Here is a 25,704-nt window from a genome sequence, read left to right as displayed (position 1 = left end):
ATGAAGCAGACGTTTGAGAAAATATTGAAGGAAATTGTAAAAGCTTTTGTGAAGAGATCCTGTAGTAGATACAATCGTCTTTCAGGAGTCTTATTTTAGGGACATTAATAATAGTCAATTTTATTGTAGAAGAAATGATGAAACGCATCTTCAGACAGTATGTGAAAAATGAAGAGAAGTATGTTAGGGTTCATAAAATTTTTGAAAAGTAATGGGGGCTTTCATTTTGTTTTATTTTATGAAAACTAAAGCATCATTAATTCGAAATTTGAAAGGGATGTATAAAATTATATGAATGGAACGATATCGTCAAATAAGTTTTTTTATTTGATTCTACTTAGTTTAGTGTTGATTACGACAGTAAATGTTGTTCTTCGCTGGGAGGAAGCTTACTTTTTCATGTATTTAGCGCTCCATTTATTAGGGATTTTATGTATAAGTGGTGGAATAGTTGCTCAGAAAAAGCAAGAAGAAAGTGTTAACTACATGTGTGTGACCGGTCTTATTTTACTTTTAGCTGTACAAGGTATTATGAAATATAGTTCTTTTTCTTTGCAAGATTTTAGTTTATTAATAGATGTGCTTCCTTAAGGAGGATAATTATCTATGTTATCGAAGAAGCAAATAGGATATATATTTGTTTTAGTCGGTTTTATTACGATTACTATAACGACGCTATTTTTCCAAGACTATGAATATGTACGTTATATAAAAGGTGCTGGTTTAATATGTTGGTTTGTAAGTGCGTTTCTTATACCAGATTATGAACCGAAGAAAGTGTCTAAAAATAGGTGAAACTCTTCTTGTAATAGAAGAGTTTTTTTATGTAAATAGAAGGAGCTAGAACAATTCTAACGATTAGCTTGTTCTAATTTAGAAAGTACGAACTTACAATAATAATAGACAGGCAGCATAGAGGAGGGAATAACGTGAGGAAAGTTATTAGGTGGTCGCTTTTTTTGTACGTTGGTTTTGCGCTATTTATATACTGGTATTTATTTGGATGGAATCATGAAATTATTCCGGACATGTATAAAGGAACGAGTGCAGATCCACAAACATTTATGAATGCAAGGGAGCTTACGCTAAGCCAAGATTATTCGCGCGTGAAAAATTTACTTTTCTTTTTAGCAACACCTCTTGAATGGATTATTTTACTGTTTGTGCTCGTGCTCGGCATTTCAAGACGATTTGAGAAATGGTCGAAGGAAACGACTAAAATAAGCGTCTTGCAAGTCGCGATTTATTTCTTTTATTTATCGTTACTTACAACAGCACTATCATTACCAGTACAATGGATCGGGCGTAAAGTATCTGTTGATTACGGAATTTCAACGCAAAGTACACAAAGCTGGATAAAAGATCATGTCATCGATTTTTGGGTGAATTATGCTACGATGTTACTCATTGTTTCTGTTCTTTTATGGCTCATCCGTAAATTCCCGAAGAGATGGTGGTTAGCAGGATGGGCACTCTCTGTACCATTTACAATCTTTTTAACATTCATACAGCCTGTTATTATTGATCCGCTTTATAACGACTTCTCGACGCTGAAAAATAAAGAATTGGAAACGAAAATTTTAGCTATAGCAGACAAAGCAGACATTCCAGCTAAACACGTATATGAAGTAAATATGTCGGAAAAAACGAATGCGTTAAATGCATATGTAACAGGAATTGGCCCTAATGCTCGCATTGTAATGTGGGATACAACACTTCAGCAATTAAAAGATAAAGAGATTTTATTTATAATGGCCCATGAAATGGGACATTATGTGATGAAACATATATATTGGGGCGTTGCGAGTTATGTCTTGATATCGTTTATAGGTATGTATTTAATTAGTCGTATTTTAAATATGTGTATTCGAAAATGGGGAGATACATTGCAAATTTCAAAATTGGCGTGTTTCTCAATTTTACCTTTATTTTTCTTAATTTCTTCTATATTATCTTTTGCGGTAAGCCCTGCATCAAATTACGTATCTCGTATAGAAGAACGAGCGGCAGATCAATATGCTTTAGACATGACGAAAGATGGTAAATCAGGGGTGAAAACTTTTCAATACTTATCAAAAACAAGTTTAAGCCAAGTAAATCCGCCGGCATTAGTGAAGTTTTTCTTATACACGCATCCGCCGATTTTTGAAAGAATTCATACGTTTGAACAATATGGGAAACAAAACAAAAAGAAGTAGCGATTATGCTACTTCTTTTTTATAGAAATATAAGTTTGATATTAGGAATATTTATCATTGCTTTTTATTGTGATTTTGTAAATAATAAGCTATAAAATTCTAAAAATCTGTTCAAGAAATCTCGGTTTCAATTGAACATCTGCACAGCGTAGCAGGGGGATTAAAACAGATTGTTTCCCAATTTACTCTTCAAAAGTAGTGGTGTATTTAAGTATATATATTGGTGAAACTCCTCTCAATAAATAATAAAAGATCATCCTTTGTAAGAAAAAAAGGATGATTCTTTCATGGGATTTTTTTATAGATCCTACCTTTGACATTCTCTTTTTTTACAGTTTTTTAATTGTAATATATAATAATATGTAATGTTTTTAGAATTTTTAGTTTATAAAAAACAATTGGAGGAGGAGAAGGTTGTTTAATAAAAAATCAATGCCGGCTATAAAAATGATTCTTTCGATGTCTATTTTCGGATCGATTGGATTTTTTTCAGTACAAACAGGTTTACCTTCCTTTGAATTAGTGTTTATTCGCTGTATTTGTGCGACTTTATTTTTAACATTATGTTGGTTCGTAACAGGGCAATATAAAAGTGAGAAATGGAACAAAAAAGAAATTATACAAATATTAGCTTGTGGTGTATTTCTCGTTTTTAACTGGGTATTTTTATTTAAAGCATTTGAAGTAATGTCGATTACAATTGCGATTTCTGTCTATCATCTTGCCCCAATCATCGTATTAATGATTGGCAGTATCGTATTTAAAGAGAGGCTAACAGTATTTGCGGTTATGTCGATCGTTATTTGTTTTATCGGTACAGTTTTAGTAGCTGGTGTAGATGGGAATGTATCGTTAGAAAAGTTAATGTCATCTGGAATGGTGTGGGCACTTCTTGCAGCGCTATTTTATGCTTTTACAACGTTGCTAGGAAAAGGAATTAAGCATACGAGTGCATATGCGATGACATTTTTACAAACATTTTTAGGTATATTTTTATTATTACCATTTATAGATTTCGGGGCGTTTCAAGGACTATCACAAACTAACTGGACAATGATTCTCGCGACAGGACTTATACATACAGGGTTCGTATACTACTTATTTTTTGACAGTTTAAGAGAGTTACCGACGAGACTTATTTCTGTATTAGTATTTTTAGATCCTGGCGTCGCAATTTTATTAGATACCGTCTTTACTGGATTCAAACCGACTAGTATGCAAATTGTAGGGATTGTTCTTATATTTGTAGGAATGGCGCTTACTTTCTGGAAGCCGAGGGATGAAAGAGCGAAAGTGTACTCAGAGGCATGATTTATTTTGATAATTGAATAATATTGTAAGGTTTTGGAGTTTTCAATATAATCAAAAAGAGGTAAAAAAAGAAAATAGTAAGGTGGAAATATTTCAATTATAGTAATATGTTGTTTTGGAAAAAGCGCAAAAGTTTTGCGCTTTTTTCTTATATATTTTACGTATATTTATTCACCTTAATGCAAAATAGGAATTGACTGTAGATGGGGAAATTTGGTTTGTTAAAGTGACATTTTATGATAAATAGATATTATTTAGTAACTTTATTATCAATGAAGTGTAAAGAGAAGTATGTGAAATATAGTTCATAAATTAGACAAAATTTATACAGATAAGTATATTGTTACTTTATCATTAATTCTTTATATTAGAAAAAAAGTATGTTTTCAGGGGGAAAATGCGGTGAAGAAAAAGATTTTAAAAGTAGCAACGGCTTTAACAATTATGGGTGGAGTTGTATTAAGTGCAGAAGGTACTACAGCAAATGCGGAAGTAGCTGCGAAGCAACAACAAGCAAATTCTGTTGTATTTAAAGATGTACCGAAAGGACATTGGTCTTCTGAAGCGATCCAAGCTTTAGCAGAAGAAGGAATTATGCATGGTTATGGAAATGGAAAATTTGGTTTTGGGGATAATATAACGCGTGAGCAGGTGGCGGCTTTAATTTATCGTACTATTGATTTTAGCGAAGCGTTTGAGGAAGGCGACATGATTGAGAACCCGTACAAAGATATTAATGAAAATTCAACAATGTTCCTAGAAGAAATTTTAGTATTAACAGAATTAGGTATCTTTAACGGTGATGGAACTGGGAACTTTAGACCGAAAGACACGCTAACACGTGCAGAAATGGCTCAAATTCTTACAGAAGCATATGATTTAGAAGTAAAAGGAATACCAGGATTTAAAGATGTACCAAAAGGACATTGGGCATACAATGCGATTAATGCAGTAGGTTCAAATGGTATTTCAGTAGGAGATGGAAAGGGTAACTTTGCTCCAGGTATGAAAGTAACACGCGAACAATATGCGCAGTTCTTATTTAAAACAATTTTTGAATAAGAAAACAAATAATTAGTAAATGAGCCAGTGTTGTATAACACTGGCTTTTTTGTATGTAATGATAGCGAAGTTAGACAGTTTTACAAAAAAACGAGTTGAATTTTCAAAAAAACCTTCCTTTTCTGAATATTTGTTATATAATATAAAACATAAAATCAAATCTGTTATAAAACAGTTTAAGAAGGGGATGCTAATATGTCGACGCAAACTTCACGGGTTACACTCGTCGGAGAAATATTACCAGCGTACAACGAAATATTGACACCTGAGGCGCTTAGTTTTTTAAAGGAACTACATGAAAATTTCAATGAACGCCGCACGGAACTTTTGCAAAAACGTGTGGAGAAACAAAAAAGAATTGATGCAGGGGAGTTTCCGAAGTTTTTAGAAGAAACAAAGCATATACGTGAAGGGGATTGGACAATCGCCCAGCTTCCGAAAGATTTAGAGGATCGTCGTGTGGAGATTACTGGACCGGTAGATAGAAAGATGGTCATTAACGCTTTGAATTCAGGAGCACATCTTTTTATGGCAGACTTTGAGGATTCGAATTCACCGACTTGGAGAAATGCTGTCGAAGGTCAAATTAACTTACGAGATGCTGCTAAGGGAACGATCTCACATAAAAATGAAAATGGAAAAGAATATCATTTAAATAGTAAAACAGCTGTATTAATTGTGCGTCCGAGAGGGTGGCATTTAGAGGAAAAACATATGCAAGTTGACGGGAAGAACATGTCTGGCAGTTTAGTAGATTTTGGTCTGTACTTTTTCCATAATGCGAAGGAGCTTTTAGCAAAAGGAAGTGGCCCGTACTTTTACTTACCAAAAATGGAAAGTTACTTAGAGGCAAGATTATGGAATGACGTTTTCGTATTTGCTCAAAAGTATATCGGCATTCCGAATGGAACGATTAAAGCGACTGTGTTAATAGAAACGATTCACGCTTCATTTGAAATGGATGAAATTTTGTATGAACTAAGAGATCATTCTGCTGGTTTAAACTGTGGACGATGGGATTATATATTTAGTTTCTTAAAAAGCTTCCGTAATCATAATGAATTTTTACTTCCGGATAGAGCGCAAGTCACGATGACAGCGCCATTTATGCGCGCGTATTCTTTGAAAGTTATTCAAACGTGTCATCGTCGTAATGCACCAGCAATCGGAGGGATGGCAGCACAAATCCCAATTAAAAATGATCCGGAGGCAAATGAAGCAGCTTTTGAAAAAGTGCGTGCTGATAAGGAGCGCGAAGCTTTAGATGGTCATGATGGGACTTGGGTTGCCCACCCGGGACTTGTACCGGTAGCGATGGAAGTATTTAATTACATTATGAAAACGCCAAATCAAATTTTTAGAAAACGTGAAGAAATACGTATAACAGAAAAGGATTTATTAGAAGTGCCAGTGGGAACGATTACAGAAGGTGGCCTTCGCATGAATATTAGTGTCGGTATTCAATATATTGCATCTTGGTTAAGTGAACGGGGAGCAGCTCCAATTTATAACTTAATGGAAGATGCGGCAACAGCGGAGATTTCAAGAGCACAAGTATGGCAGTGGATTCGCCATGAGGGTGGAAAGCTAAATGATGGCCGTAATATTACTTTTAAATTGATGGAAGAATTGAAAGAAGAAGAATTAGCGAAAATAGAAAGAGAGATTGGTAAGGAAGCGTTTCAGAAAGGGAGATTTGAAGAAGCTACAAAACTGTTTACAAACCTTGTTCGTAACGATGAGTTCGTACCGTTTTTAACATTACCGGGTTATGAAATTTTATAAAAAAAAGAAAAGGGGATGGAACATATGAAAAACGAAAGAATCGAGAAATTACAGGAAAGCTGGGAGTTAGATGAGCGCTGGAAAGGGATCGCGCGCCCGTATTCAGCTGAAGATGTAATTCGTCTGCGCGGATCTATTGATATTGAACATACGTTAGCATGCCGCGGTGCAGAGAAGCTTTGGCAATCACTTCATACAGAAGATTATATTAATGCACTTGGGGCATTAACAGGAAACCAAGCAATGCAACAAGTGAAGGCTGGATTGAAAGCAATTTATTTAAGCGGTTGGCAAGTAGCGGCAGATGCGAACCTTTCTGGACATATGTATCCTGACCAAAGCTTATATCCAGCGAACAGTGTACCAGCTGTTGTAAAACGAATTAACCAAACACTTCAACGTGCTGATCAAATTCAACATATGGAAGGAAGCGGTGATACAGATTATTTCGTACCAATTGTGGCTGATGCAGAAGCGGGATTTGGCGGACAATTAAACGTATTTGAGTTAATGAAAGGTATGATTGAAGCGGGTGCATCAGGCGTGCATTTTGAAGACCAATTATCTTCAGAGAAAAAATGCGGACATCTAGGCGGTAAAGTACTATTACCGACACAAACGGCAGTTCGTAATTTAATTTCGGCACGTCTTGCAGCGGATGTAATGGGGGTACCGACAATTATCGTCGCAAGAACAGATGCAGATGCGGCAGATTTAATTACGAGCGATATCGATCCTGTTGATCAAGAGTTTATTACAGGGGAAAGAACGCCAGAAGGATTTTATCGTACGAAAGCAGGACTTGATCAAGCAATCGCGCGTGGTTTAGCGTATGCACCGTATGCAGATCTCGTTTGGTGTGAAACGTCTGAGCCGAATTTAGAAGATGCAAAACGCTTTGCGGACGCAATTCATAAGAAATATCCAGGAAAGCTACTTGCTTACAACTGTTCTCCTTCATTTAACTGGAAACAAAAACTAGATGAAGAAACAATCGCGAGCTTCCAAAAAGAAATCGCATCATACGGTTATAAATTCCAATTTGTAACGCTTGCTGGATTCCATGCATTAAACTACGGCATGTTTGAATTAGCGCGCGGTTATAAAGAACGTGGTATGGCTGCATATTCTGAATTACAACAAGCAGAGTTCGCAGCAGAAAAACATGGTTACTCTGCAACGCGCCATCAACGCGAAGTTGGAACAGGTTACTTTGATGAAGTAGCACAAGTCATTACAGGCGGTACTTCATCAACGACAGCTCTAAAAGGATCTACGGAAGAAGCGCAGTTTACGAAATAAAGATAGAAATAGGTGCCGATTATAGGCACCTATTTCTATTTTATTGAAATTGGCATAGTTTTTTTATAAGAAATACTAAAAATTTGAAATTTTATTTTCAAAAAAGCTTGTACATTTTATTTTAAATATGCTATGATAATTTCAGTTGAATAGTTAAATTAAGCAATCCATATATTATCAAGTGCCGAAAACGAACGAGAAAAAGTATGTGAGAACTAGTTTATGTTTCGTGTTTGATAATGTGTGGATTCTTTTTTTATACAGGAAGACTAAAAAAATTGTATTTTCTTAGGAGGAAATAATCATGGCAGTAACAGGACAAGTAAAATGGTTTAACAACGAAAAAGGCTTCGGTTTCATCGAAGTTCCAGGCGAAAACGATGTATTCGTACATTTCTCTGCAATCGAAACTGAAGGTTTCAAATCTTTAGAAGAAGGTCAAAAAGTTAGCTTCGAAATCGAAGAAGGTAACCGTGGACCTCAAGCTAAAAACGTAATCAAACTATAATTTTATAGTTTATGATGGAAAAAAGGATGGCTTATGCCATCCTTTTTTTTATTGAGATATATGTACGTGACTATTATATTGGTAATAAAGACGAACCTTCTGGTGAATAAAGGAAGGCCTTTTAGTGTTCTTTTACAGCTCTTTTCTTTTCACGTTTCTTACATTCAGGGCATTTAGATTTACGAAAAGGTTTCGCAAAGAGCAGCAATATAAAAAATAAACCAAATATAATACTAGCTGAATTTTTTACGATAACAATGCTGCTATTTTTCATTTGGATCGTTGGATAATTGTGTTTTTCTTCCATGAGAAACCTCCACATATCGAATTTATACTTCAATTATAGCAAAAAGAACTGCTGTAATTATATGAAAAAAGGAATGTATTGCATATTACAAATGGCATGAATTCTTTTTTTTTACATATAGAATTCTCTTTTTATATAGGTTGTTTCGTCATTATCTGCATATTATTATTAATGAATTTATAGTGTGTTTGATAAATTATAAGTATTTGTAAAGAATTTTAGAATGTAAACCATTTCCTTTTTGCAGATGCTACAATTATTTATGCAGCTGCTACTATAAATGGAAAATGAAAAAGGAGACAGTAGACTATGGAAAGTAAAGTAGAGCGTTATGTCGAAAACTATGTTGTAAGCAAAAATACGATGGCCTTACTTCCTGTTGTTCTAAGTGAAAAAAAGGTTGTTACGCGAATTGTTGAAATGGAAGATTCTTTTTTCGTATTTCAAAAGCCACTTGATATTATAGAAAGAAGTTGTCGGAAACATGGTTCTAGTTTTTTTGGTAGAAAAGAAGGAACGAAGGAGTTAACTCGTATTACACATAAAGCTCCTATCGCAATTAGCCCGACAGATCAACTTTATTTTTTCCCTACGTATTCTTATTCTAGAAAAGAGTGTGCGTGGTTGTCTCATTTTCATATTGAAAGTAATAAAGAGCTAAAGGATGGAAATCTAATTATTAGATTTATTAATGGTTTTGCTGTGAAATTAGAAATATCAAAAAGTAGTTTTGAAAATCAGCAAAATCGTACAGCGAAATTGCGAACAGAGTATGAAGATCGTAAGAAAAAACAAGGAAATCCTTGCTTTAAAGAGATTGATAAAAGGGATGAATCAACATTAAGGCCAGCTTATGAGAAAGTGTATTTTGTTAGGGAAGAGGAGGTGTAAAAGGAAAGGGATGGGGGGACTCATCCTTTTTTGATTTCCTTATATATTTCATTTAATTGCCAAATTATTGAATTATTAGTTCTCTAATAATTTTAAATGGTGTAAAATTACAATATAAAGGTTATTTTCCTATATATAATTAATGTAGTGTGATTGCATATCATTTTATATTCAAGGCAGACATGATAGTTCTTTCCTTATTGTATAAAAAAGGGGGATGTTATGTTGAAAAGGAACATTTTATTTTGGGCGCAATATGTTCTTGTTTTGCCTATATTATTTATTACCTTTATGTTTACTGGTTTCGTTGGTAGTCAGTTAATGATAGGTGCTAAACAGCATTTTGTTTTTACGCCTCAAAATGCAACAGACTATAGTCAAATTAATGAAATTGATAAATTGCTATTTGCTTTTTCAATTCAACCATTTGTCACCATAGTATTTCTTCTGTCGATCGTGTACGTACTGACACTTATTGTCTTTCAAATTATTGAATGTAAGAAGCAAAGAAAGATATTACATAGCTTGCAATATATGATTCTTATACCAATTTTTCTTTACTTGTGGTTAGGAACGATGAAATTTTCCACAGTTGATTTAACTTGGATAGATAATTGGAAAGATTACCTTATATTCACTCCTACTACTATAAAGAATGAGCAAGATATATATATGATTGATAGGTTTCTATATAAATTTCGAATGTTACCAATTCAGAGTACAGTATTAATACTATCTTTCTTATATTTATTAATACTTATCGTGATTGATAGTATACGCTTGCTAAAAAAGTTTTTTGTAAGAACTAGCTAGTAGAAATAACCTTACGCGTAGTAAGGTTATTTTTTGGGAACATACGGATTATCACTTTCTATATATTCTTCTTTTTCATAATCTGTGCGTGGTGTCTAAATTATCTTCATATCCTGTCGAATATTGAAAGATTATTATAGTTTAATAAAGAAGGAATTCTAACGAAAGATATGGAACCTTAATAATTACATCTCCATATGTCATATCTACCATTTCCTCTTTCCTATAGGCAATGATACAGTAGAGGGAGTAATTAGAGTAAAGGGGTAAAGTGTAGAATGGATTTTCAGACAATCAAAGAGTATTTTTCACCAGAAAATATGGATCATATTGTTGAAAGTTATAAAGCGTTCGGACCACTTCTTGGTATTGGTTTACCGATGATAGAGGCGCTCATTCCAGCATTGCCACTCATTGTGTTTGTGTTGGCGAATGCTGTTGCATTTGGCTTTTGGTATGGATTTCTTTATTCATGGCTTGGATCAGTAATAGGAGCGTTACTTGTATTTTTCATTATCCGCCGCTTTGGAAGAAGTCGTTTTTTCTCTTTTGTAAATAAACATGAGAGAGTACGAAAAGCAATGGGGTGGATTGAAAGGAAAGGGTTTGCACCAATTTTTGTCATATTTTGTTTTCCATTTACACCGTCTGCGCTTATTAATGTTGTAGCGGGTTTATCACGTATTAGTGTGAAACAGTTTGGACTAGCATTAGCATTTGGAAAGCTTGTTATGATCTTTATTTTAACTTATATCGGTCATGATTTAACTTCGTTTATTCATAATCCGGTGAAATCAATTATCGTTGGGATTGTTATTTTTATTTTATGGTATGTCGGTAAAAAAATTGAAGTGAAATTAGAACTACATTAAGAATAGTCTTCTTGTAAAGGCAAGCTTCATTATTAAAGGGCGAGGGGAGAAGCGAATGAAGAAAACTTTGAAAAAAGAAGGCCTAGAGTGGATGAGAACAATCTTAATAGGTGTACTATTAGCTGTATTTTTTCGAACGTTTTTCTTTTCAACGTACGTTGTAGAGGGGAAGTCTATGATGCCGACATTGCAAGATGGCAATATGCTCGTTGTGAATAAGGTGAGTTATCAAGTAGGGGACTTGAATCGATTTGATGTTGTCGTTTTTCATGCGAATAAAAAAGAGGACTATGTAAAGCGAATTATCGGTTTGCCTGGGGATCATATTGAATATAAGCATGATAAGCTGTATATAAATGGTCAATTTATTGATGAGCCTTATTTAGAGAAGTATAAGAAAGAGGTAAATGGAAGGCAACTAACAGGTGATTTTACATTAGAAGAATTAACGAATGAAAAATTTGTGCCACCCGGATATATTTTTGTAATCGGTGATAATCGTCTTGGTAGCTGGGATAGTAGGTATTTTGGTTTTGTGAAAGCTGATACAGTTGTCGGGAAAGTTGATTTACGATATTGGCCAATTCAAGAGGTACAAACGAATTTTTCGAAAGGTTGATATAATAAATAGAAGTATAGGAAAAGACAAACAGCTCAGTTTGTCTTTTTTCGTGTCCTATAATACAATTATGATAGCAAACTAACGTTCGTTATGTAAGTGAAAGGTGGGGTTACATGTCACTTCGATTTGTGATTGGTAGAGCTGGAAGTGGAAAAAGTGCACTTTGTTTACGTGAAGTGCAAGAAGAGTTAAAACAGCGTCCACGAGGGAAAACAATATTATATCTTGTGCCAGAACAGATGACATTCCAAACGCAGCAGGCGTTAATTGGGAGCGAGGATGTAAGAGGTTCTATTCGGGCACAAGTTTTTAGTTTTTCGCGATTAGCGTGGAAGGTACTACAAGAAGTGGGCGGAGCAAGTCGTCTTCATATTGATGAAGCTGGTGTGCATATGTTACTTCGTAAAATTGTAGAATCCCGTAAAGATGGACTATCTGTGTTTCAAAAAGCAGCAGAGCAAAACGGTTTCTTTGAACACCTTGGTAGTATGATTGCGGAGTTTAAACGTTATAATGTGACGCCGTCTAACGTATATGAAATGTGGCAACAATTAGATGCGCACAGCAGTAGTGCAGAGCAAAAGTTGCTCGCGAATAAAGTGTATGATTTACAGTTATTATATGATGACTTTGAACGTGCTTTAATTGGAAGATATTTAGATTCAGAAGACTACTTACAATTATTGGTTGAGAAGCTTCCAGACTCTGAGTATGTAAAAGACGCGGAAATTTATATAGATGGATTCCATTCATTTTCTCCTCAAGAGCTAGAAATTGTTAGAGGGTTAATGAGATTAGGAACTAGAGTAACAATAACATTAACGCTGGATGAAAAAACGCTAGCACAGCCAGTGAATGAACTGGATTTATTTTATGAAACGACGTTAACGTATGAAAAAATAAAACAAGTAGCGCGTGAAGAGAAAATGGAAATTGAAAAAACGGTTCCACTTATGGAACAGCAGCGTTTTCATTCGCCAGCATTAGCGCATTTAGAAACTCATTATGAAGCGCGTCCAAATGAAAAGTTTCACGGAGAGGCGAGTGTAACGATTAGTACAGCGGCTAATTTACGAGCTGAAGTAGAAGGCGTTGCTCGTGAAATTCGAAGACTTGTGGCGGATGAAGATTATCGTTACCGAGATATCGCAGTACTTCTTCGTAACGGAGAAATTTATTACGATGTAATGCGAACTTTATTTATGGATTATAATATCCCGCATTTCATTGATGAAAAACGCCCGATGTCACATCATCCGCTAGTAGAATGCATTCGTTCTGCTTTAGAGATCATTAGCGGGAATTGGCGCTATGATGCGGTGTTTCGCTGCATAAAAACAGAGCTTTTATATCCATTAGACGTAAGAAAAGAAGCGATGCGTGAAGAGATGGATGAATTTGAAAACTACTGTTTAGCGTACGGTATACAAGGAAAGAGATGGACTTCTGAAGATCCATGGATGTATCGACGTTATCGTTCACTTGATGATGCAAGCGGAATGATAACAGATAGTGAACGTGAAATGGAAGAGAAAATTAATCGCCTTCGTGACATTGTAAGAACGCCAGTTATTCGTATGCAAAAAAGACTGAAGCGTGCTGGAACAGTTATGCAAATGTGCGAAGCAGTATACTTATTTTTAGAGGAGCTTGACGTTCCGAAAAAGTTAGAAGAGTTACGTATTCGTGCAGAAGAAAGCGGAGATTTCTTATTTGCGACAGACCACGAGCAAGTGTGGGAAGAGGTGATGAGTCTTCTTGATACGTTCGTTGAGATGCTTGGCGAGGAGAAGATGTCCCTTTCTATGTTTACTGATGTCATGACGACAGGTCTTGAGGCGCTTCAATTCGCGAACATTCCACCGTCACTAGACCAAGTGTTAATTGCTAATATTGATCGTTCTAGATTATCAAATGTTAAAGCGACATTCGTTATTGGCGTAAATGAAGGAGTGATTCCAGCAGCACCTATGGATGAAGGTATGCTTTCTGACGAAGAAAGAGATGTTCTTACCGCTGCGGGTATCGAATTAGCACCAACAACGAGACAAACATTATTAGAAGAACAGTTCGTTATGTACCAAATGGTGACGAGAGCGTCTGAGAAATTATATATATCTTGTCCGCTTGCGGATGAAGAAGGCAAGACGTTACTTGCTTCTAGCTTTATTAAGAAAATAAAAAGAATATTCCCTGATGTGAAAGAAGCGTTTATAACAAATGATGTAAATGACTTATCACGTTCGGAACAAATCTCATACGTAGCCACGCCAGAAGTAACGTTGTCTTACGTAATGCAGCAACTGCAAACGTGGAAGCGCTACGGATTTGAAGGCAATTTAGATTTTTGGTGGGACGTATATAACTTCTACGTTACTTCAGATGAATGGAAGCAAAAAAGTAGCCGTGTGTTATCAAGCTTATTCTATCGAAATCGTGCACAGAAATTGAGTACAGATGTAAGTAGAGATTTATATGGAGATACAATTAAGGGAAGCGTCTCTCGTATGGAGCTATTTAATCGTTGTGCGTACGCTCATTTCGCACAGCACGGTTTATCGCTAAGAGAGCGTGATATTTTCAAACTTGATGCGCCAGATATTGGTGAACTATTCCATGCGGCGCTGAAGAGAATTGCAGACAAGCTATTACGTGAAAATCGTACTTGGGCGGATTTATCAATAAAAGAGTGCGAGCACCTTTCTGCTTTAGTAATAGAAGAAATTGCACCGTTATTACAAAGACAAATTTTATTAAGTTCGAACCGTCATTTTTATTTAAAACAAAAACTACAACAAATCATTTTCCGTACGTCACTTATTCTTCGTGAACATGCGAAGTCGAGTGGATTTGTACCAGTTGATTTAGAAGTTCCATTCGGTATGGGTGGTACTGGATCACTTCCGCCAATGGAATTCGCATTGCCAAATGGTGTGAAGATGGAAGTAGTTGGCCGTATTGACCGTGTTGATAAGGCGGAAGATGAGAGTGGTACGTTCCTTCGTATTATTGACTATAAATCAAGTTCAAAGGCGTTAGACTTAACAGAAGTGTATTACGGATTAGCACTTCAAATGTTAACGTATTTGGATGTTGTTACTTCAAATGCACATACGTGGATGAAAAAGGGTGGTACTGCATCACCTGCGGGCGTATTGTATTTCCATATTCATAACCCGATCGTTGAGATGAAAGGCGATGCATCTGAAGAAGAAATTGAAAAAGAAATTTTAAAGAAATTTAAAATGAAAGGACTTGTACTAGGAGATGCTGACGTTGTTCGTTTAATGGATAATAAACTTTCAACAGGAAGCTCTGATATTATTTCTGCTGGTCTGAAAAAAGACGGTAGTTTTAGTGCGCGTTCTAGCATTGCAAGTGAGCAAGAGTTTAACGTACTTCAAAAATATGTACACCATACGTTTGAAAATATCGGTAAGGACATTACAGAAGGTGTTATTGATATTGCTCCGTACAAAATGGGGAATAAAGCGGCATGTACATTCTGTAACTTCAAGTCTGTTTGTCAATTTGATGAATCACTTGAAGATAATCAATTCCGTACGTTAAAAGATATGAAAGATAGCGAAGCGATGGAGAAAATAAGAGAGGAGGTCGGCGGAGAATGATAGAAAATTGGCCTAAAAAACCAGAGGGTAGTCAATGGACAGATGACCAGTGGAAAGCGGTTGTAGCGAATGGACGTGATATTTTAGTTGCAGCAGCAGCTGGATCAGGGAAAACAGCGGTATTAGTTGAACGTATTATTAAAAAGATTATTAACGAAGAAAGTCCGGTAGATGTCGATCGCCTGCTCGTTGTAACGTTTACGAATGCAGCAGCGCAAGAAATGAAAAACCGAGTTGGGGAAGCGTTAGAAAAAGTATTAATTGATGAGCCAGGCTCGCAGCACATAAGAAAACAGCTTAGCTTATTAAATAAAGCTTCCATTTCGACAATTCACTCATTTTGTTTACAAGTCATTAGAGGATATTATTACATGCTTGATGTCGATCCTCGTTTTCGTATTGCGAATCAAACAGAAAATGAGTTATTAAAAGAAGAAGTGCTAGATGACATATTAGAAGAAGAGTATGGAATCGAAGATAATCATATTTTCTTTGAACTCGTTGATCGTTATACGAGCGACCGTAGTGACGATGACTTACAACGAATGATTTTAGCGCTTCATACAGAATCAAGAGCGCATCCAAACCCAGAGAAATGGCTTGATAAATTAGTAGAAGCATACGACGTTGAAGGAAAGACGATTGAAGACTTAGTGTACGCTTCTTACTTATTAGAAGATGTGAAATTCCAGCTTGAAACGGCGGAAGAGCATATTCGTAAAGCGACAGAACTAGCAATGCTTCCTGACGGTCCAGCACCTCGCACTGAAACTTTACAAGCAGATTTAGCTTTACTTGGAACGTTATCAGGCGCAGCTCGTGAGTCGTGGACAGGTGTTTATGAAGCGATGCAAAATGTATCGTGGCAAACGTTAAAGCGTATTAAGAAAAGTGATTATAATGAAGATATTGTAAAACAAGTAGATTCTCTTCGTAATAAAGCGAAAGATGAAGTGAAGAAATTACAAGAAGAACTATTTAGCCGCAGACCAGAAAGTTTCTTACGAGATTTTCAAGATATGCATCCTGTATTAGAAAAGCTTGTTCAGCTTGTAAAAGTATTTACAGGTCGTTTCCAAGCGATAAAACGCGATAAAGGAATGGTCGATTTCACAGATTTAGAGCATTTCTGTTTACAAATTTTAAGTGAGCCAAATGAAGATGGTGAAATGCGTCCATCAGCAGTAGCACTTCAATATCGTAATAAATTTGCTGAAGTATTAGTCGATGAATATCAAGATACGAACTTTGTGCAAGAATCGATTATTAAATTCGTAACGAAAGATTCTGAGAGTGAAGGAAACTTGTTCATGGTTGGTGATGTGAAGCAATCGATCTATCGTTTCCGACTAGCAGAACCAGGCCTATTCTTAGGAAAATATAAACGTTTTACATCAGAAGGATTAGACGGCGGAATGAAGATTGATTTAGCGAAAAACTTCCGTAGTCGTCATGAAGTGTTAGCTGGTACGAACTTTATCTTCAAACAAATTATGGGCGAAGAAGTTGGGGAAATCGATTACGACGCTGATGCTGAATTAAAGCTAGGTGCTAGCTATCCAGAAGGTGAGGATGTAGCGGCTGAACTATTATGCATCCAGCAAACGGAAGAAGAAGTAATAGATGGAGAAGAAGGTACAGAAGTAGAAAAAGCGCAGCTTGAAGCTCGTCTTATGGCGCAGCGAATTAAAGCGATGGTCGATTCAGGTTATGAAGTGTATGACCGTAAAACTGATAGTATGCGCCCAGTACAATACCGCGACTTCGTTATTTTACTTCGCTCAATGCCATGGGCGCCGCAAATTATGGAAGAGTTAAAGTTACAAGGAATACCGGTATATGCTGATCTTGCGACTGGTTACTTTGAAGCGACAGAAGTAAATATTATGATGAACGTATTCCGCGTTATTGATAATCCGATGCAAGATATTCCGCTTGCTGCTGTACTTCGTTCGCCGATCGTTGGACTAAATGATGAAGAACTTGCGACGCTTCGTGCTCATGGAAAGAAAGGTTCGTTTTATGAAGTAATGAGCTCATTCTTAAAAGGAGCACCACTTGAAGAAGAGAAAGAACTACATGATAAATTAGAATGGTTCTATAATTTACTGCAAGGATGGCGTGAATTTGCACGCCAACAATCCCTTTCAGATTTAATTTGGAAAGTGTACGGTGAGACAGGTTATTATGATTTCGTTGGTGGCTTACCGGCTGGAAAGCAACGACAAGCGAACTTACGTGTACTATATGACCGCGCAAGACAATATGAAGCAACATCGTTTAGAGGATTATTCCGCTTCTTACGTTTTATTGAGCGTATTTTAGAACGTGGTGATGATATGGGAACGGCAAGAGCCCTTGGAGAACAAGAAGACGTAGTTCGCATTATGACGATTCACAAAAGTAAAGGGCTTGAATTCCCTGTCGTATTTGTAGCGGGACTCGGTCGCCGTTTTAATACACAAGATTTAATGAAGCGTTTCTTACTTCATAAAGATTTCGGTTTTGGTTCACAATTTATCGATCCTCGCAAACGGATTAAATATACGACATTATCGCAACTAGCGATTAAACGTAAAATGAAAATGGAATTAATTGCGGAAGAAATGCGTGTACTATACGTAGCTTTAACCCGTGCGAAAGAGAAGTTAATTTTAATTGGAACGGTTAAAGATGCCAATAAAGAAATGGAAAAATGGCTTGATGCACGGGAACATGGAGAATGGTTATTACCAGACCACATACGTGCTGGAGCGTCATGTTATTTAGATTGGATTGCCCCTTCACTATACAGGCACCGTGATAGTGAGATGCTTCTTGAGTTAGGGCAAGGGAATATTCCAGCTGAAATTTATGAATATGATACGAACTGGAAAGTAGAAGTTGTTGAAGGAAAAGATTTACTTGCACCAGAACCAGTTCAAGAAGAGAAACAAGAATTGTTAGAAGCACTTCGTGAGAAAAAGGCTGTTCCGTTAGAAAGTGAACGGAAAGAAGAAGTGTACGACAGATTAATGTGGGAGTACGGATATGAGGAAGCAACATCTCACCGTGCGAAACAATCTGTAACAGAAATAAAGCGAAATTATCAATCTGAAGAAGGAAGCGATAACGCCTTTATTAAAAAACTTCGTGCCCCAATTAAAACACGTCCGCGCTTTATGGAGAAAAAAGGATTAACGTATGCCGAGCGAGGAACAGCAGTCCATGCCGTTATGCAACATGTAGATTTGAAGAAACCGATTTCGATTGAAGTTCTTCAGGAACAAATTGCAGGAATGGTAAATAAAGAATTATTAACATTCGAACAAGCTGAAGAAATAGCAATCGAAAAAGTGATTTCATTCTTTGACAGTGACTTAGGTAAAAGGGTATTAGCAGCGAAAAGTGTTGAGCGTGAAGTGCCATTTACGATGATGCTTTCAGCAGAAGAAGCGTATCAAGATTGGCAAGGTAAGAGCGAAGAAACAATACTTGTCCAAGGGGTTATCGACTGCATGATTGAAGAGGAAGATGGAATTACTTTAATCGACTTTAAAACAGATACGATTGAAGGAAAGTTCCCAGGCGGATTTGATCAAGCGAAACCAATCTTAGAAGACCGATACAAAGTGCAGCTTTCACTATATGCAAAAGCGTTAGAGAAAAGCTTGAAACATCCTGTGAAAGAAAAGTGTTTATACTTCTTTGATGGGAATCATCTTGTAAATATTGATGAATAGAGTTTGGAAAGGGGTTATGGAGTATGGCAACGTTAAGAACTTGTGATCAAGGACACGAGTACTATAAAAGTAGCCATTGCCCAACTTGCCCGACTTGCGAGAAAGAGAGGAAGCCGAAAGAAGGCTTTCTCTCTTTTCTTTCAGCACCAGCAAGGCGAGCGTTAGAGCACCATGGGATAACGACTGTAGAAGAACTTTCAAAGTATAGTGAAAAAGAAATTTTGAAACTGCACGGTATGGGACCTGCATCTTTGCCTAAATTGAGAATGGCTTTAGAGGAAAAGGGATTATCATTTAAATAAAATGAAACTGTAATCAGTGGGGACTAGCATCTTCACTGATTATTAGTTTATATAAACGGCTTTTTAAACAGCTAGATGAAAGGTGATATAGTGGATAGTATAACGAAATATCAATAAGAAAAAAGTAGGAGAGCATTCTCCTACTTTTTTTACGCTGTTGCAATTTGATCTTGGTCTGCAACGTCCGAATCAAATGTATTTGTTGCACTAACGCCGCTAAAAGTATTAACGACAAATCCAACATTGGAAGCCCCAGACCCGTTATAAGCTTTCGTATTTTCTTTCGGAGATACGTTATAAAAATCCCCTAAATTGAAAGAGCCATTACTATTTTGAACGACGAGATTCCCCACAACTGAAGGCATACCATTCACCTACTTCACTAAGCTTTTTAATTACTATATGAATTATTTAGAAGAAGGTTCGTCAGTAATGTATTGTCGAATTTGCATAATACGAGAGTTATTAAAAGCATAATCAACATTTCCAATTTGAAAGCAACCAGAAGTTAAAAGTGTTCGCACTTCAACGTTGTTTACTTCAATAAAAGGACGTTCATTTATAATATTTACTTTTACATCTGTTGTTCGCTTTGGCATAGTAATGTATTCATCTGTGAAAACTTCAAAAGCATCAAAATGACCTTCTCCTTTTAAATAATAAGGAATTTCCCGATGAACCAAAAGCGCCCTGCTTTTTAATTCCATTTGATTTGCATCACCAACTTGAAATACTGCAGCAATCCCCAAAGAAATAATAGAAACATTTTGGACAACTGGAACATGATGTAACATAATGTTGAGTCTCCTCAACCTGGAGTCGTAGGGACAGCTGATACTAATGGTACAAACGGTCCCTCTGTAACGGATTCGAATGGCGTATCAAGAATAGAAGTAAGGATGAGAAGGTTTGCATCTCCAATTAAAAATAATGCGGAAGAAGAAACCCCGTTCATTTTAATTTGCCCTACTTTTAACTCACGGTTTACAACATTTAAATTCATCCATACTCACTCCTTTCGGAAATTGCCCGGTATGTGTTGAATAAAAGATAGGAAGGCTTTGTCAATATCTTGTTTCATCGCTTGAATAATGACTTCGCGCAAATACTCTGGATCTGTTGAAATACCTTCATATGACTGAACTTGTGATAAATAATAAGGAAGTCTATGTTCCATCTGTTTTTTTATGTCATCAATCATCATTTGTCGATACATCTCATCAAGTGGTGTTCGCTCTTCGTGTTCAAAATGGAGAATTCGATTATATGCTTCTTCATCTAAGTAGCGATGCATTTCTTGAAGGATACCTTGATAAAAGTCTGGATTTGTTTCTGTTTCAGGATTTACTTTCAGCGTTTCTGTATCCACTTCAAAATCTTCAATTTGCTGCCCTTTTTTCGCAAATGGATTCAAGCCAATATTTAAAGTACCATTTAAGTTTTCTACTTTTAATTGATCGAATTTATATTCCACTTTTCCTATAGAAGAGGAGGGGCGACTTTTTAATTCATTAAGCTCTTCTTGTAATAGGCGAACTTGATTTTCAAGATTGAGAATGGTTTCTTGCTGCATTTGGAGAGCTTGCTGAAGTTGGTGTAAATAAGTATATATATCTTGATTCATTTTGTGAAACCTCCTTTTCAATAGGGAGGGTATATTACTGCTATATATTTATGATAAGGATGGCCTAAGAAGAACTAGTGAAAGGCTTAAGGGAAATAATTTGTCCTTTTGCATTTAAAGGGCGAAGAGGTGCTGTAAACCCGCCGGTATTTGAGAATTTAGAAAGAGCCTTAATACTACCTGCAGTTCCGATTTGGAAAACAGAAGATGTCGTAATGCTATCGATTTTAATACTGTTAATGATAATACTTTGGTTTACATAGAAATTCAATGTAATCGCCTCCTTTAGGTAGAACCGATTATTGCTTGATCGATTACATCGGAATCATTTACAGTCGTTGAACTTTGATAATTGTAGACAGAGATATTATCACCAACATTAAAGGAGCCGGCCCCGGCAAAAGCACGTGAATAACTAATAGGTCTAATCGCAAATACATCTCCAATATGAAAAATACCACTTGATCCAATATTAACGATACGAATATGTCCGACCATAGCTGGCATACAAAACACCTTTCATTTTTAAAATTTTCTTTTCTACTATTGTATGGGCGTTTTCAATAAAATGTGTACTTTTTTTAAATAAAAGAAACACACACGTTATTGCGTATGTGTTTCGAGCGTTTGAGTGTGCATGTAATCCGTATGTATATGCCAAATAACATTTAAGAGCCTGTCCAGTTCCTGGCTACAATCCACTGTTTTTTGAGAAGTCATTCCGTAGCGTTCAGCAAAATAGATCATTTTTTCGCGTTTTTTTTCGATTGCTTGCTCAAACATTGAAATCGGCTCCATCTCTCAATAAATTTTAACTATATATGTAGTACATATTATACAAAAATTCCATAAAAAAGAAACATCTTCGCTAAAAAAAGTATAATTTCTACATTTTATGTCAAATCACGGATGAGGAACGAATATAAGAAGGGAGGAATATTGTAAAAATTAGCGTGCATGAGAAGGTTTTTTTCTTAAGGATGCGAATACAATTAAAGGGTATGAGTTTTAGGATGGAGAGTGGAAATATTGCGTTTTGTAACGGCGAAGAAGGAAGAAAAGGTATTTGTTGGTATTGTGGACGAAGAGGAAGAAAGAGTATTACATTTAAGAGAAGCGCAAAGACAAAAGGGTGAAAAAGTTACCATTCCGATTACAATGTTAGAATGCATTGAAAGAGGAAGCGAATGTCTTGAAAAAGTGTGTGATATTGTAAATTGGGCGAAGAAAAATGCGGGAGCGGCGTATTATCCGTTAACAGAGGTGAAAATTTTAGCGCCGATTCCAAGGCCGAGAAAGAATATTTTGTGTGTTGGAAAAAACTATCGCGAGCATGCGGTAGAAATGGGAGGAGTAGAGTCTATCCCAGAAAATATAATGATCTTTACGAAAGCGCCAACAACAGTTATTGGAATTGATGAGCAAATTAATGGTCATCCTCATGCAACAAATGAACTAGATTACGAAGGAGAACTAGCAATTATTATTGGTAAGCGAGGAAAACAAATCAAAAAAGAAAAGGCCCTTGACCACGTTTTTGGATATACAGTTATAAATGATGTAACTGCTCGGGATATTCAAAGGAAACATAAACAATTTTTCCTAGGGAAAAGTTTCGATACATTTTGTCCGATGGGACCGTATTTAGTCCATAAATCATTGATTGAAATGCCGAATGCATTACACATTGAAACAGTAGTAAACGGAGAGGTAAGACAAACTTCAAATACGAAAGAAATGATTTTTTCAGTGGAAGAAATTATTTCGACTATAAGTAAAGGCATGACATTAGAGCCAGGCGATGTTATTGCGACGGGGACACCAGCCGGTGTTGGGAAAGGTTTTACGCCACCGAAGTTTTTGCATGCTGGTGATGAAGTTGTTATTACGATAGAAGGAATTGGTACGCTGAGAAATATAGTGAAGTGAAGAAAAGAGCTATCTTGTGAAAAGATAGCTCTTTATTATGGGCGTGGATTATTGGAATAATCTAAAATAGCGAAAATATACAATCCGATTAGTGCTAAAGTACAAATCCCAATTAGCATTACCGCAAGTGCGCTTCTTTCGCGACCAAAACCGATAATTGTAAGAAAAACAGCAGTCCAAAATGACGCTTTAAGTAGTGTGAATGTATGAGGAGTTGAATAGTGACTGAGTAACGTTGTGGATAATATGAAGCCGATGAATGTAATAGAAATAAAAATTGTAGCTAAATAGTTAATGTGTTTACCATATTTCAACAGCATACAGTTGTCCTCCTCTTGATAAAAAACAGAATATTCAATTTTATCTTACTTTAAATTATTGAAAAAGGAAAGAGGCTGTCCTAAAATATAGGACAGCCTCGCTATTATTAAGATAATACAGCTTTAATTTTTTGGAATGCCCACTCTAAATCTTCTTCAGAGATTACTAGAGGTGGTGCGATACGAATTACGTTTTCATGTGTTTCTTTACATAATAGACCAGCTGCTTTTAGTTGTTCACAGTAAGGACGAGCTGGCTCGTTTAATTCGATACCGATGAATAAACCTTTACCGCGAACTTCAGTAATCATTGGGTTATCAATTTCTTTTAATTGCCCAACTAATTTTTCTCCTAATTGAAGAGAACGCTCTGTTAATTTTTCTTCTTCTAATACTTCAAGAGCTGCGATAGAAACAGCACATGCAAGTGGGTTACCACCGAATGTAGAACCGTGAGAACCTGGCTCGAATACGCCTAAAATGTCGCGGTTTGCTGCAACGCAAGAGATTGGGAACACACCGCCGCCAAGTGCTTTACCAAGTATGTACATGTCAGGAGTTACATTGTCCCAGTCGCAAGCAAATACTTTACCAGTACGGCCTAAACCTGTTTGGATTTCATCTGCTACGAATAAAACGTTTTCTTTTTTACATACTTCAAAAGCTTCTTTTAAGAAACCAGCTGGTGGAATGTTAATTCCTGCTTCACCTTGGATTGGCTCTAAAATGAATGCAGCTGTATTTGGTGTAATCGCAGCTTTTAACGCTTCTAAATCACCGTAAGGAATTACAATAATGCCAGGAAGCATAGGACCGAATCCACGCTTGTACTCTTCGTTTGATGACATAGAAACAGCACCCATCGTACGTCCGTGGAAGTTATCTTCACAAACGATGATTTCTGCACGGTTTGCTTCTACTTTTTTCACATCGTAAGCCCAGCGACGAGCTGTTTTAATTGCAGTTTCAACAGCTTCTGCACCTGTATTCATAGGAAGTACCATATTTTTATTAGTTAGTTTCGCAACTTTTTCGTACCAAGGACCTAATTGGTCGCTATGGAAAGCACGAGAAGTTAACGTAACGCGATTTGCTTGATCGATTAAAGCGTTAATAATTTTCGGGTGACGATGACCTTGGTTAACTGCAGAATATGCACTTAGTAAGTCCATATAGCGGTTTCCTTCTGGATCTTCTACCCAAACACCTTCTGCTTTAGAAATAACGATTGGAAGTGGATGATAGTTATTTGCTCCGTATGTGTCTGTAAGTTCGATAATATCCTTAGTTTGAATCATGATTGTTCCCCCTTTTGTTATTACAAGAAGTTTGTAAATACTCTAAATATTATAGCATTTAAATATAAAAAAGCGAAACATTTCCTGAAAATAAATGAACATGTTATCATATAGAGTGAAAAAGTGTGAAAAGAGGAGGTAGGGATACGATGATACATATGCATATTACAGCATGGGCGTTAGGATTAATTTTATTCTTCGTGGCGTATTCACTTTATTCGGCAGGAAGAAAAGGTAAAGGTGTACATATGGGGCTTCGCCTTATGTATATTATCATTATTGTGACAGGTTTCATGTTGTATATGAGTATTATGAAGACAGCAACAGGTAGCATGCACATGTGGTATGGCTTAAAAATGGTAGCTGGTATTTTAGTTATCGGTGGAATGGAAATGGTTCTTGTAAAAATGAGCAAAAACAAACCGACAGGGGCGTTTTGGGGCTTATTTATTGTCGCGCTTGTAGCGGTATTTTATCTTGGACTGAAATTGCCATTGGGCTGGAAAGTATTCTAATAAAGAAAATAAAACCACCTTATGATCTCAAATATTTGGGAGATAAGGTGGTTTTTTATTTTATGTTGCATCGATATGTAGCTCTTCTCCGCTTACCTTCGTAAATCTTAAAATATTCTTATTAGAGGAAGAGTAGCGCACGAAATGATGTTGCAATGTACAAATCATTTCTTCGTTATCGAACAAAAGAATATTTACTCCTTCGCACGGTCCATCTTTCGGTAAGAATGATAAATAATTATGACAATACATGCAATCATATAAAGAGTAATTAAGCGATTGCAATGAGTCGGTTAACAATGTAAAGACAGAGTCGGGTAACTCCTCAAGCCATTCATTATAGCTAAGAAGTAATTTTTTTCGAATTCGTATCATTTCCCCGTTTTGGAGAGGATGTTGTTCATTTGCAATTTGTAATATGTTTTGTTCATAAAAACGCGCTGGTAGCCAATTGTTGTTATATAAAATTTCAAAACCATCATCGGCGATATCTTCTAATAAAAAAGCTTCATCATTTTCATCATCAAAGAATACCCATTCATTGTTTATATATTCCACATTACCGATTGTATGGGCGCGCGGTTGGTTATACAAAATATGTTTGCGTTGTGCCATAGTTCATTTCTCCTTTTATAGAAGTAGTTATTCTTGTTATGGACAGTTCGTACGTTCTTTATAACTAGACACACCTAAA

The 25,704-nt window shown here is 36.2% G+C and carries 28 protein-coding genes and 1 pseudogene; 18 read left to right on the top strand and 11 right to left on the bottom strand.

The window, feature by feature from the left end:
* The 9 genes and pseudogenes from ACTFQM_RS09850 (at position 1) to cspA (ending at position 8,166) form a co-directional block, all read left to right on the top strand.
* Positions 1 to 295 (top strand): annotated as a pseudogene (locus tag ACTFQM_RS09850) (malate synthase).
* Positions 292 to 591 (top strand): hypothetical protein, encoded by a 300-nt coding sequence (locus ACTFQM_RS09845; RefSeq protein WP_440034171.1) that lies wholly within the window; start codon positions 292 to 294, stop codon positions 589 to 591. The pseudogene ACTFQM_RS09850 and the gene ACTFQM_RS09845 overlap by 4 nt, the downstream one beginning before the upstream one ends.
* A 15-nt stretch (positions 592 to 606) precedes the next feature.
* The gene (locus tag ACTFQM_RS09840) at positions 607 to 795 is read left to right on the top strand and encodes a hypothetical protein (protein WP_440034170.1); all 189 of its coding nucleotides are present in this window, start codon (positions 607 to 609) and stop codon (positions 793 to 795) included.
* Between the two features lie 134 nt (positions 796 to 929).
* Positions 930 to 2,198 carry a M48 family metallopeptidase gene (locus tag ACTFQM_RS09835; RefSeq protein ID WP_440034169.1) on the top strand — a complete coding sequence of 423 codons (1,269 nt, stop codon included), beginning with the start codon at positions 930 to 932 and terminating at the stop codon, positions 2,196 to 2,198.
* 414 nt (positions 2,199 to 2,612) lie between these two features.
* On the top strand, positions 2,613 to 3,509 hold the full coding sequence (locus ACTFQM_RS09830) for a DMT family transporter (protein WP_440034168.1): 897 nt from the start codon (positions 2,613 to 2,615) through the stop codon (positions 3,507 to 3,509).
* A 402-nt stretch (positions 3,510 to 3,911) separates the two neighbouring features.
* The gene (locus ACTFQM_RS09825) at positions 3,912 to 4,571 is read left to right on the top strand and encodes an S-layer homology domain-containing protein (RefSeq protein ID WP_440034167.1); all 660 of its coding nucleotides are present in this window, start codon (positions 3,912 to 3,914) and stop codon (positions 4,569 to 4,571) included.
* A 195-nt stretch (positions 4,572 to 4,766) separates the two neighbouring features.
* Complete coding sequence (aceB, locus tag ACTFQM_RS09820; RefSeq protein ID WP_327919318.1) at positions 4,767 to 6,356, top strand: malate synthase A; 1,590 nt, start codon at positions 4,767 to 4,769, stop codon at positions 6,354 to 6,356.
* A 24-nt stretch (positions 6,357 to 6,380) separates the two neighbouring features.
* Complete coding sequence (gene aceA / locus ACTFQM_RS09815) at positions 6,381 to 7,658, top strand: isocitrate lyase (RefSeq protein ID WP_440034166.1); 1,278 nt, start codon at positions 6,381 to 6,383, stop codon at positions 7,656 to 7,658.
* A 304-nt stretch (positions 7,659 to 7,962) separates the two neighbouring features.
* Positions 7,963 to 8,166, top strand: coding sequence for an RNA chaperone/antiterminator CspA (cspA, locus tag ACTFQM_RS09810; protein ID WP_000301522.1), 204 nt, complete (start codon positions 7,963 to 7,965; stop codon positions 8,164 to 8,166).
* A gap of 121 nt (positions 8,167 to 8,287) precedes the next feature.
* Here the strand turns inward: cspA and ACTFQM_RS09805 are convergent, their stop codons facing one another.
* Positions 8,288 to 8,473, bottom strand: coding sequence for a hypothetical protein (locus tag ACTFQM_RS09805; protein ID WP_440034165.1), 186 nt, complete (start codon positions 8,471 to 8,473; stop codon positions 8,288 to 8,290).
* A 309-nt stretch (positions 8,474 to 8,782) separates the two neighbouring features.
* Here ACTFQM_RS09805 and ACTFQM_RS09800 point away from each other — a divergent pair, with 309 nt between their 5' ends.
* From ACTFQM_RS09800 to ACTFQM_RS09770, 7 genes are all read left to right on the top strand, one after another.
* On the top strand, positions 8,783 to 9,364 hold the full coding sequence (locus tag ACTFQM_RS09800; protein WP_002170779.1) for a competence protein ComK: 582 nt from the start codon (positions 8,783 to 8,785) through the stop codon (positions 9,362 to 9,364).
* A 222-nt stretch (positions 9,365 to 9,586) separates the two neighbouring features.
* Positions 9,587 to 10,177 carry a DUF4306 domain-containing protein gene (locus tag ACTFQM_RS09795; protein ID WP_440034164.1) on the top strand — a complete coding sequence of 197 codons (591 nt, stop codon included), beginning with the start codon at positions 9,587 to 9,589 and terminating at the stop codon, positions 10,175 to 10,177.
* A gap of 278 nt (positions 10,178 to 10,455) precedes the next feature.
* Positions 10,456 to 11,049 carry a TVP38/TMEM64 family protein gene (locus tag ACTFQM_RS09790; RefSeq protein WP_002170780.1) on the top strand — a complete coding sequence of 198 codons (594 nt, stop codon included), beginning with the start codon at positions 10,456 to 10,458 and terminating at the stop codon, positions 11,047 to 11,049.
* 55 nt (positions 11,050 to 11,104) lie between these two features.
* Positions 11,105 to 11,668 (top strand): signal peptidase I, encoded by a 564-nt coding sequence (lepB, locus tag ACTFQM_RS09785; protein WP_440034163.1) that lies wholly within the window; start codon positions 11,105 to 11,107, stop codon positions 11,666 to 11,668.
* 116 nt (positions 11,669 to 11,784) lie between these two features.
* Complete coding sequence (gene addB / locus ACTFQM_RS09780; RefSeq protein WP_440034162.1) at positions 11,785 to 15,300, top strand: helicase-exonuclease AddAB subunit AddB; 3,516 nt, start codon at positions 11,785 to 11,787, stop codon at positions 15,298 to 15,300.
* On the top strand, positions 15,297 to 19,022 hold the full coding sequence (gene addA, locus ACTFQM_RS09775) for a helicase-exonuclease AddAB subunit AddA (protein ID WP_440034161.1): 3,726 nt from the start codon (positions 15,297 to 15,299) through the stop codon (positions 19,020 to 19,022). Before addB ends, addA begins: the two co-directional genes overlap by 4 nt.
* 23 nt (positions 19,023 to 19,045) lie before the next feature.
* Positions 19,046 to 19,324: an RNA polymerase alpha subunit C-terminal domain-containing protein gene (locus tag ACTFQM_RS09770; RefSeq protein ID WP_440034160.1), complete on the top strand. Its 279-nt coding sequence runs from the start codon at positions 19,046 to 19,048 to the stop codon at positions 19,322 to 19,324.
* 149 nt (positions 19,325 to 19,473) lie between these two features.
* On the opposite strand, the gene gerPF is transcribed toward ACTFQM_RS09770, so the two are convergent.
* From gerPF to ACTFQM_RS09735, 7 genes are all read right to left on the bottom strand, one after another.
* A complete protein-coding gene (gene gerPF, locus ACTFQM_RS09765) occupies positions 19,474 to 19,689 on the bottom strand; it encodes a spore germination protein GerPF (RefSeq protein ID WP_002170786.1) in 216 nt (71 codons plus the stop codon).
* A 42-nt stretch (positions 19,690 to 19,731) separates the two neighbouring features.
* The gene (locus ACTFQM_RS09760; RefSeq protein ID WP_071717655.1) at positions 19,732 to 20,118 is read right to left on the bottom strand and encodes a spore germination protein GerPE; all 387 of its coding nucleotides are present in this window, start codon (positions 20,116 to 20,118) and stop codon (positions 19,732 to 19,734) included.
* A gap of 14 nt (positions 20,119 to 20,132) precedes the next feature.
* Positions 20,133 to 20,327, bottom strand: a complete 195-nt coding sequence (locus ACTFQM_RS09755) for a spore gernimation protein GerPD (protein WP_328063676.1) — start codon at positions 20,325 to 20,327, stop codon at positions 20,133 to 20,135.
* Positions 20,328 to 20,333: 6 nt separating this feature from the next.
* Positions 20,334 to 20,948: a spore germination protein GerPC gene (locus ACTFQM_RS09750; RefSeq protein ID WP_048369736.1), complete on the bottom strand. Its 615-nt coding sequence runs from the start codon at positions 20,946 to 20,948 to the stop codon at positions 20,334 to 20,336.
* A gap of 64 nt (positions 20,949 to 21,012) precedes the next feature.
* Entirely contained in the window at positions 21,013 to 21,219 is a 207-nt protein-coding gene (gerPB, locus tag ACTFQM_RS09745; RefSeq protein ID WP_025150339.1) for a spore germination protein GerPB, read from the bottom strand.
* A gap of 14 nt (positions 21,220 to 21,233) precedes the next feature.
* The gene (gene gerPA / locus ACTFQM_RS09740) at positions 21,234 to 21,455 is read right to left on the bottom strand and encodes a spore germination protein GerPA (protein ID WP_002170791.1); all 222 of its coding nucleotides are present in this window, start codon (positions 21,453 to 21,455) and stop codon (positions 21,234 to 21,236) included.
* A 96-nt stretch (positions 21,456 to 21,551) separates the two neighbouring features.
* A complete protein-coding gene (locus tag ACTFQM_RS09735; protein WP_002170792.1) occupies positions 21,552 to 21,731 on the bottom strand; it encodes an aspartyl-phosphate phosphatase Spo0E family protein in 180 nt (59 codons plus the stop codon).
* A gap of 246 nt (positions 21,732 to 21,977) precedes the next feature.
* Here ACTFQM_RS09735 and ACTFQM_RS09730 point away from each other — a divergent pair, with 246 nt between their 5' ends.
* Entirely contained in the window at positions 21,978 to 22,877 is a 900-nt protein-coding gene (locus tag ACTFQM_RS09730) for a fumarylacetoacetate hydrolase family protein (RefSeq protein ID WP_440034159.1), read from the top strand.
* Positions 22,878 to 22,912: 35 nt separating this feature from the next.
* Here the strand turns inward: ACTFQM_RS09730 and ACTFQM_RS09725 are convergent, their stop codons facing one another.
* Together ACTFQM_RS09725 and rocD are read right to left on the bottom strand one after the other, a co-directional pair.
* Entirely contained in the window at positions 22,913 to 23,197 is a 285-nt protein-coding gene (locus ACTFQM_RS09725) for a hypothetical protein (RefSeq protein WP_440034158.1), read from the bottom strand.
* Positions 23,198 to 23,304: 107 nt separating this feature from the next.
* Positions 23,305 to 24,495 (bottom strand): ornithine aminotransferase, encoded by a 1,191-nt coding sequence (gene rocD / locus ACTFQM_RS09720; protein ID WP_071717650.1) that lies wholly within the window; start codon positions 24,493 to 24,495, stop codon positions 23,305 to 23,307.
* Between the two features lie 149 nt (positions 24,496 to 24,644).
* Between rocD and ACTFQM_RS09715 the strand changes: the two genes are divergently transcribed.
* On the top strand, positions 24,645 to 25,010 hold the full coding sequence (locus ACTFQM_RS09715; RefSeq protein WP_440034157.1) for a YisL family protein: 366 nt from the start codon (positions 24,645 to 24,647) through the stop codon (positions 25,008 to 25,010).
* Positions 25,011 to 25,070: 60 nt separating this feature from the next.
* Here the strand turns inward: ACTFQM_RS09715 and ACTFQM_RS09710 are convergent, their stop codons facing one another.
* On the bottom strand, positions 25,071 to 25,625 hold the full coding sequence (locus ACTFQM_RS09710) for a DUF2777 domain-containing protein (RefSeq protein ID WP_002170797.1): 555 nt from the start codon (positions 25,623 to 25,625) through the stop codon (positions 25,071 to 25,073).
* Positions 25,626 to 25,704 lie beyond the last annotated feature (79 nt).

This window comes from Bacillus cereus group sp. MYBK30-2, from assembly GCF_051915945.1.
Taxonomy (GTDB): domain Bacteria; phylum Bacillota; class Bacilli; order Bacillales; family Bacillaceae_G; genus Bacillus_A; species Bacillus_A paramycoides.
Note: the sequence above shows the minus strand (reverse complement) of the source record. Positions and strands in the feature narration are given on the sequence as shown.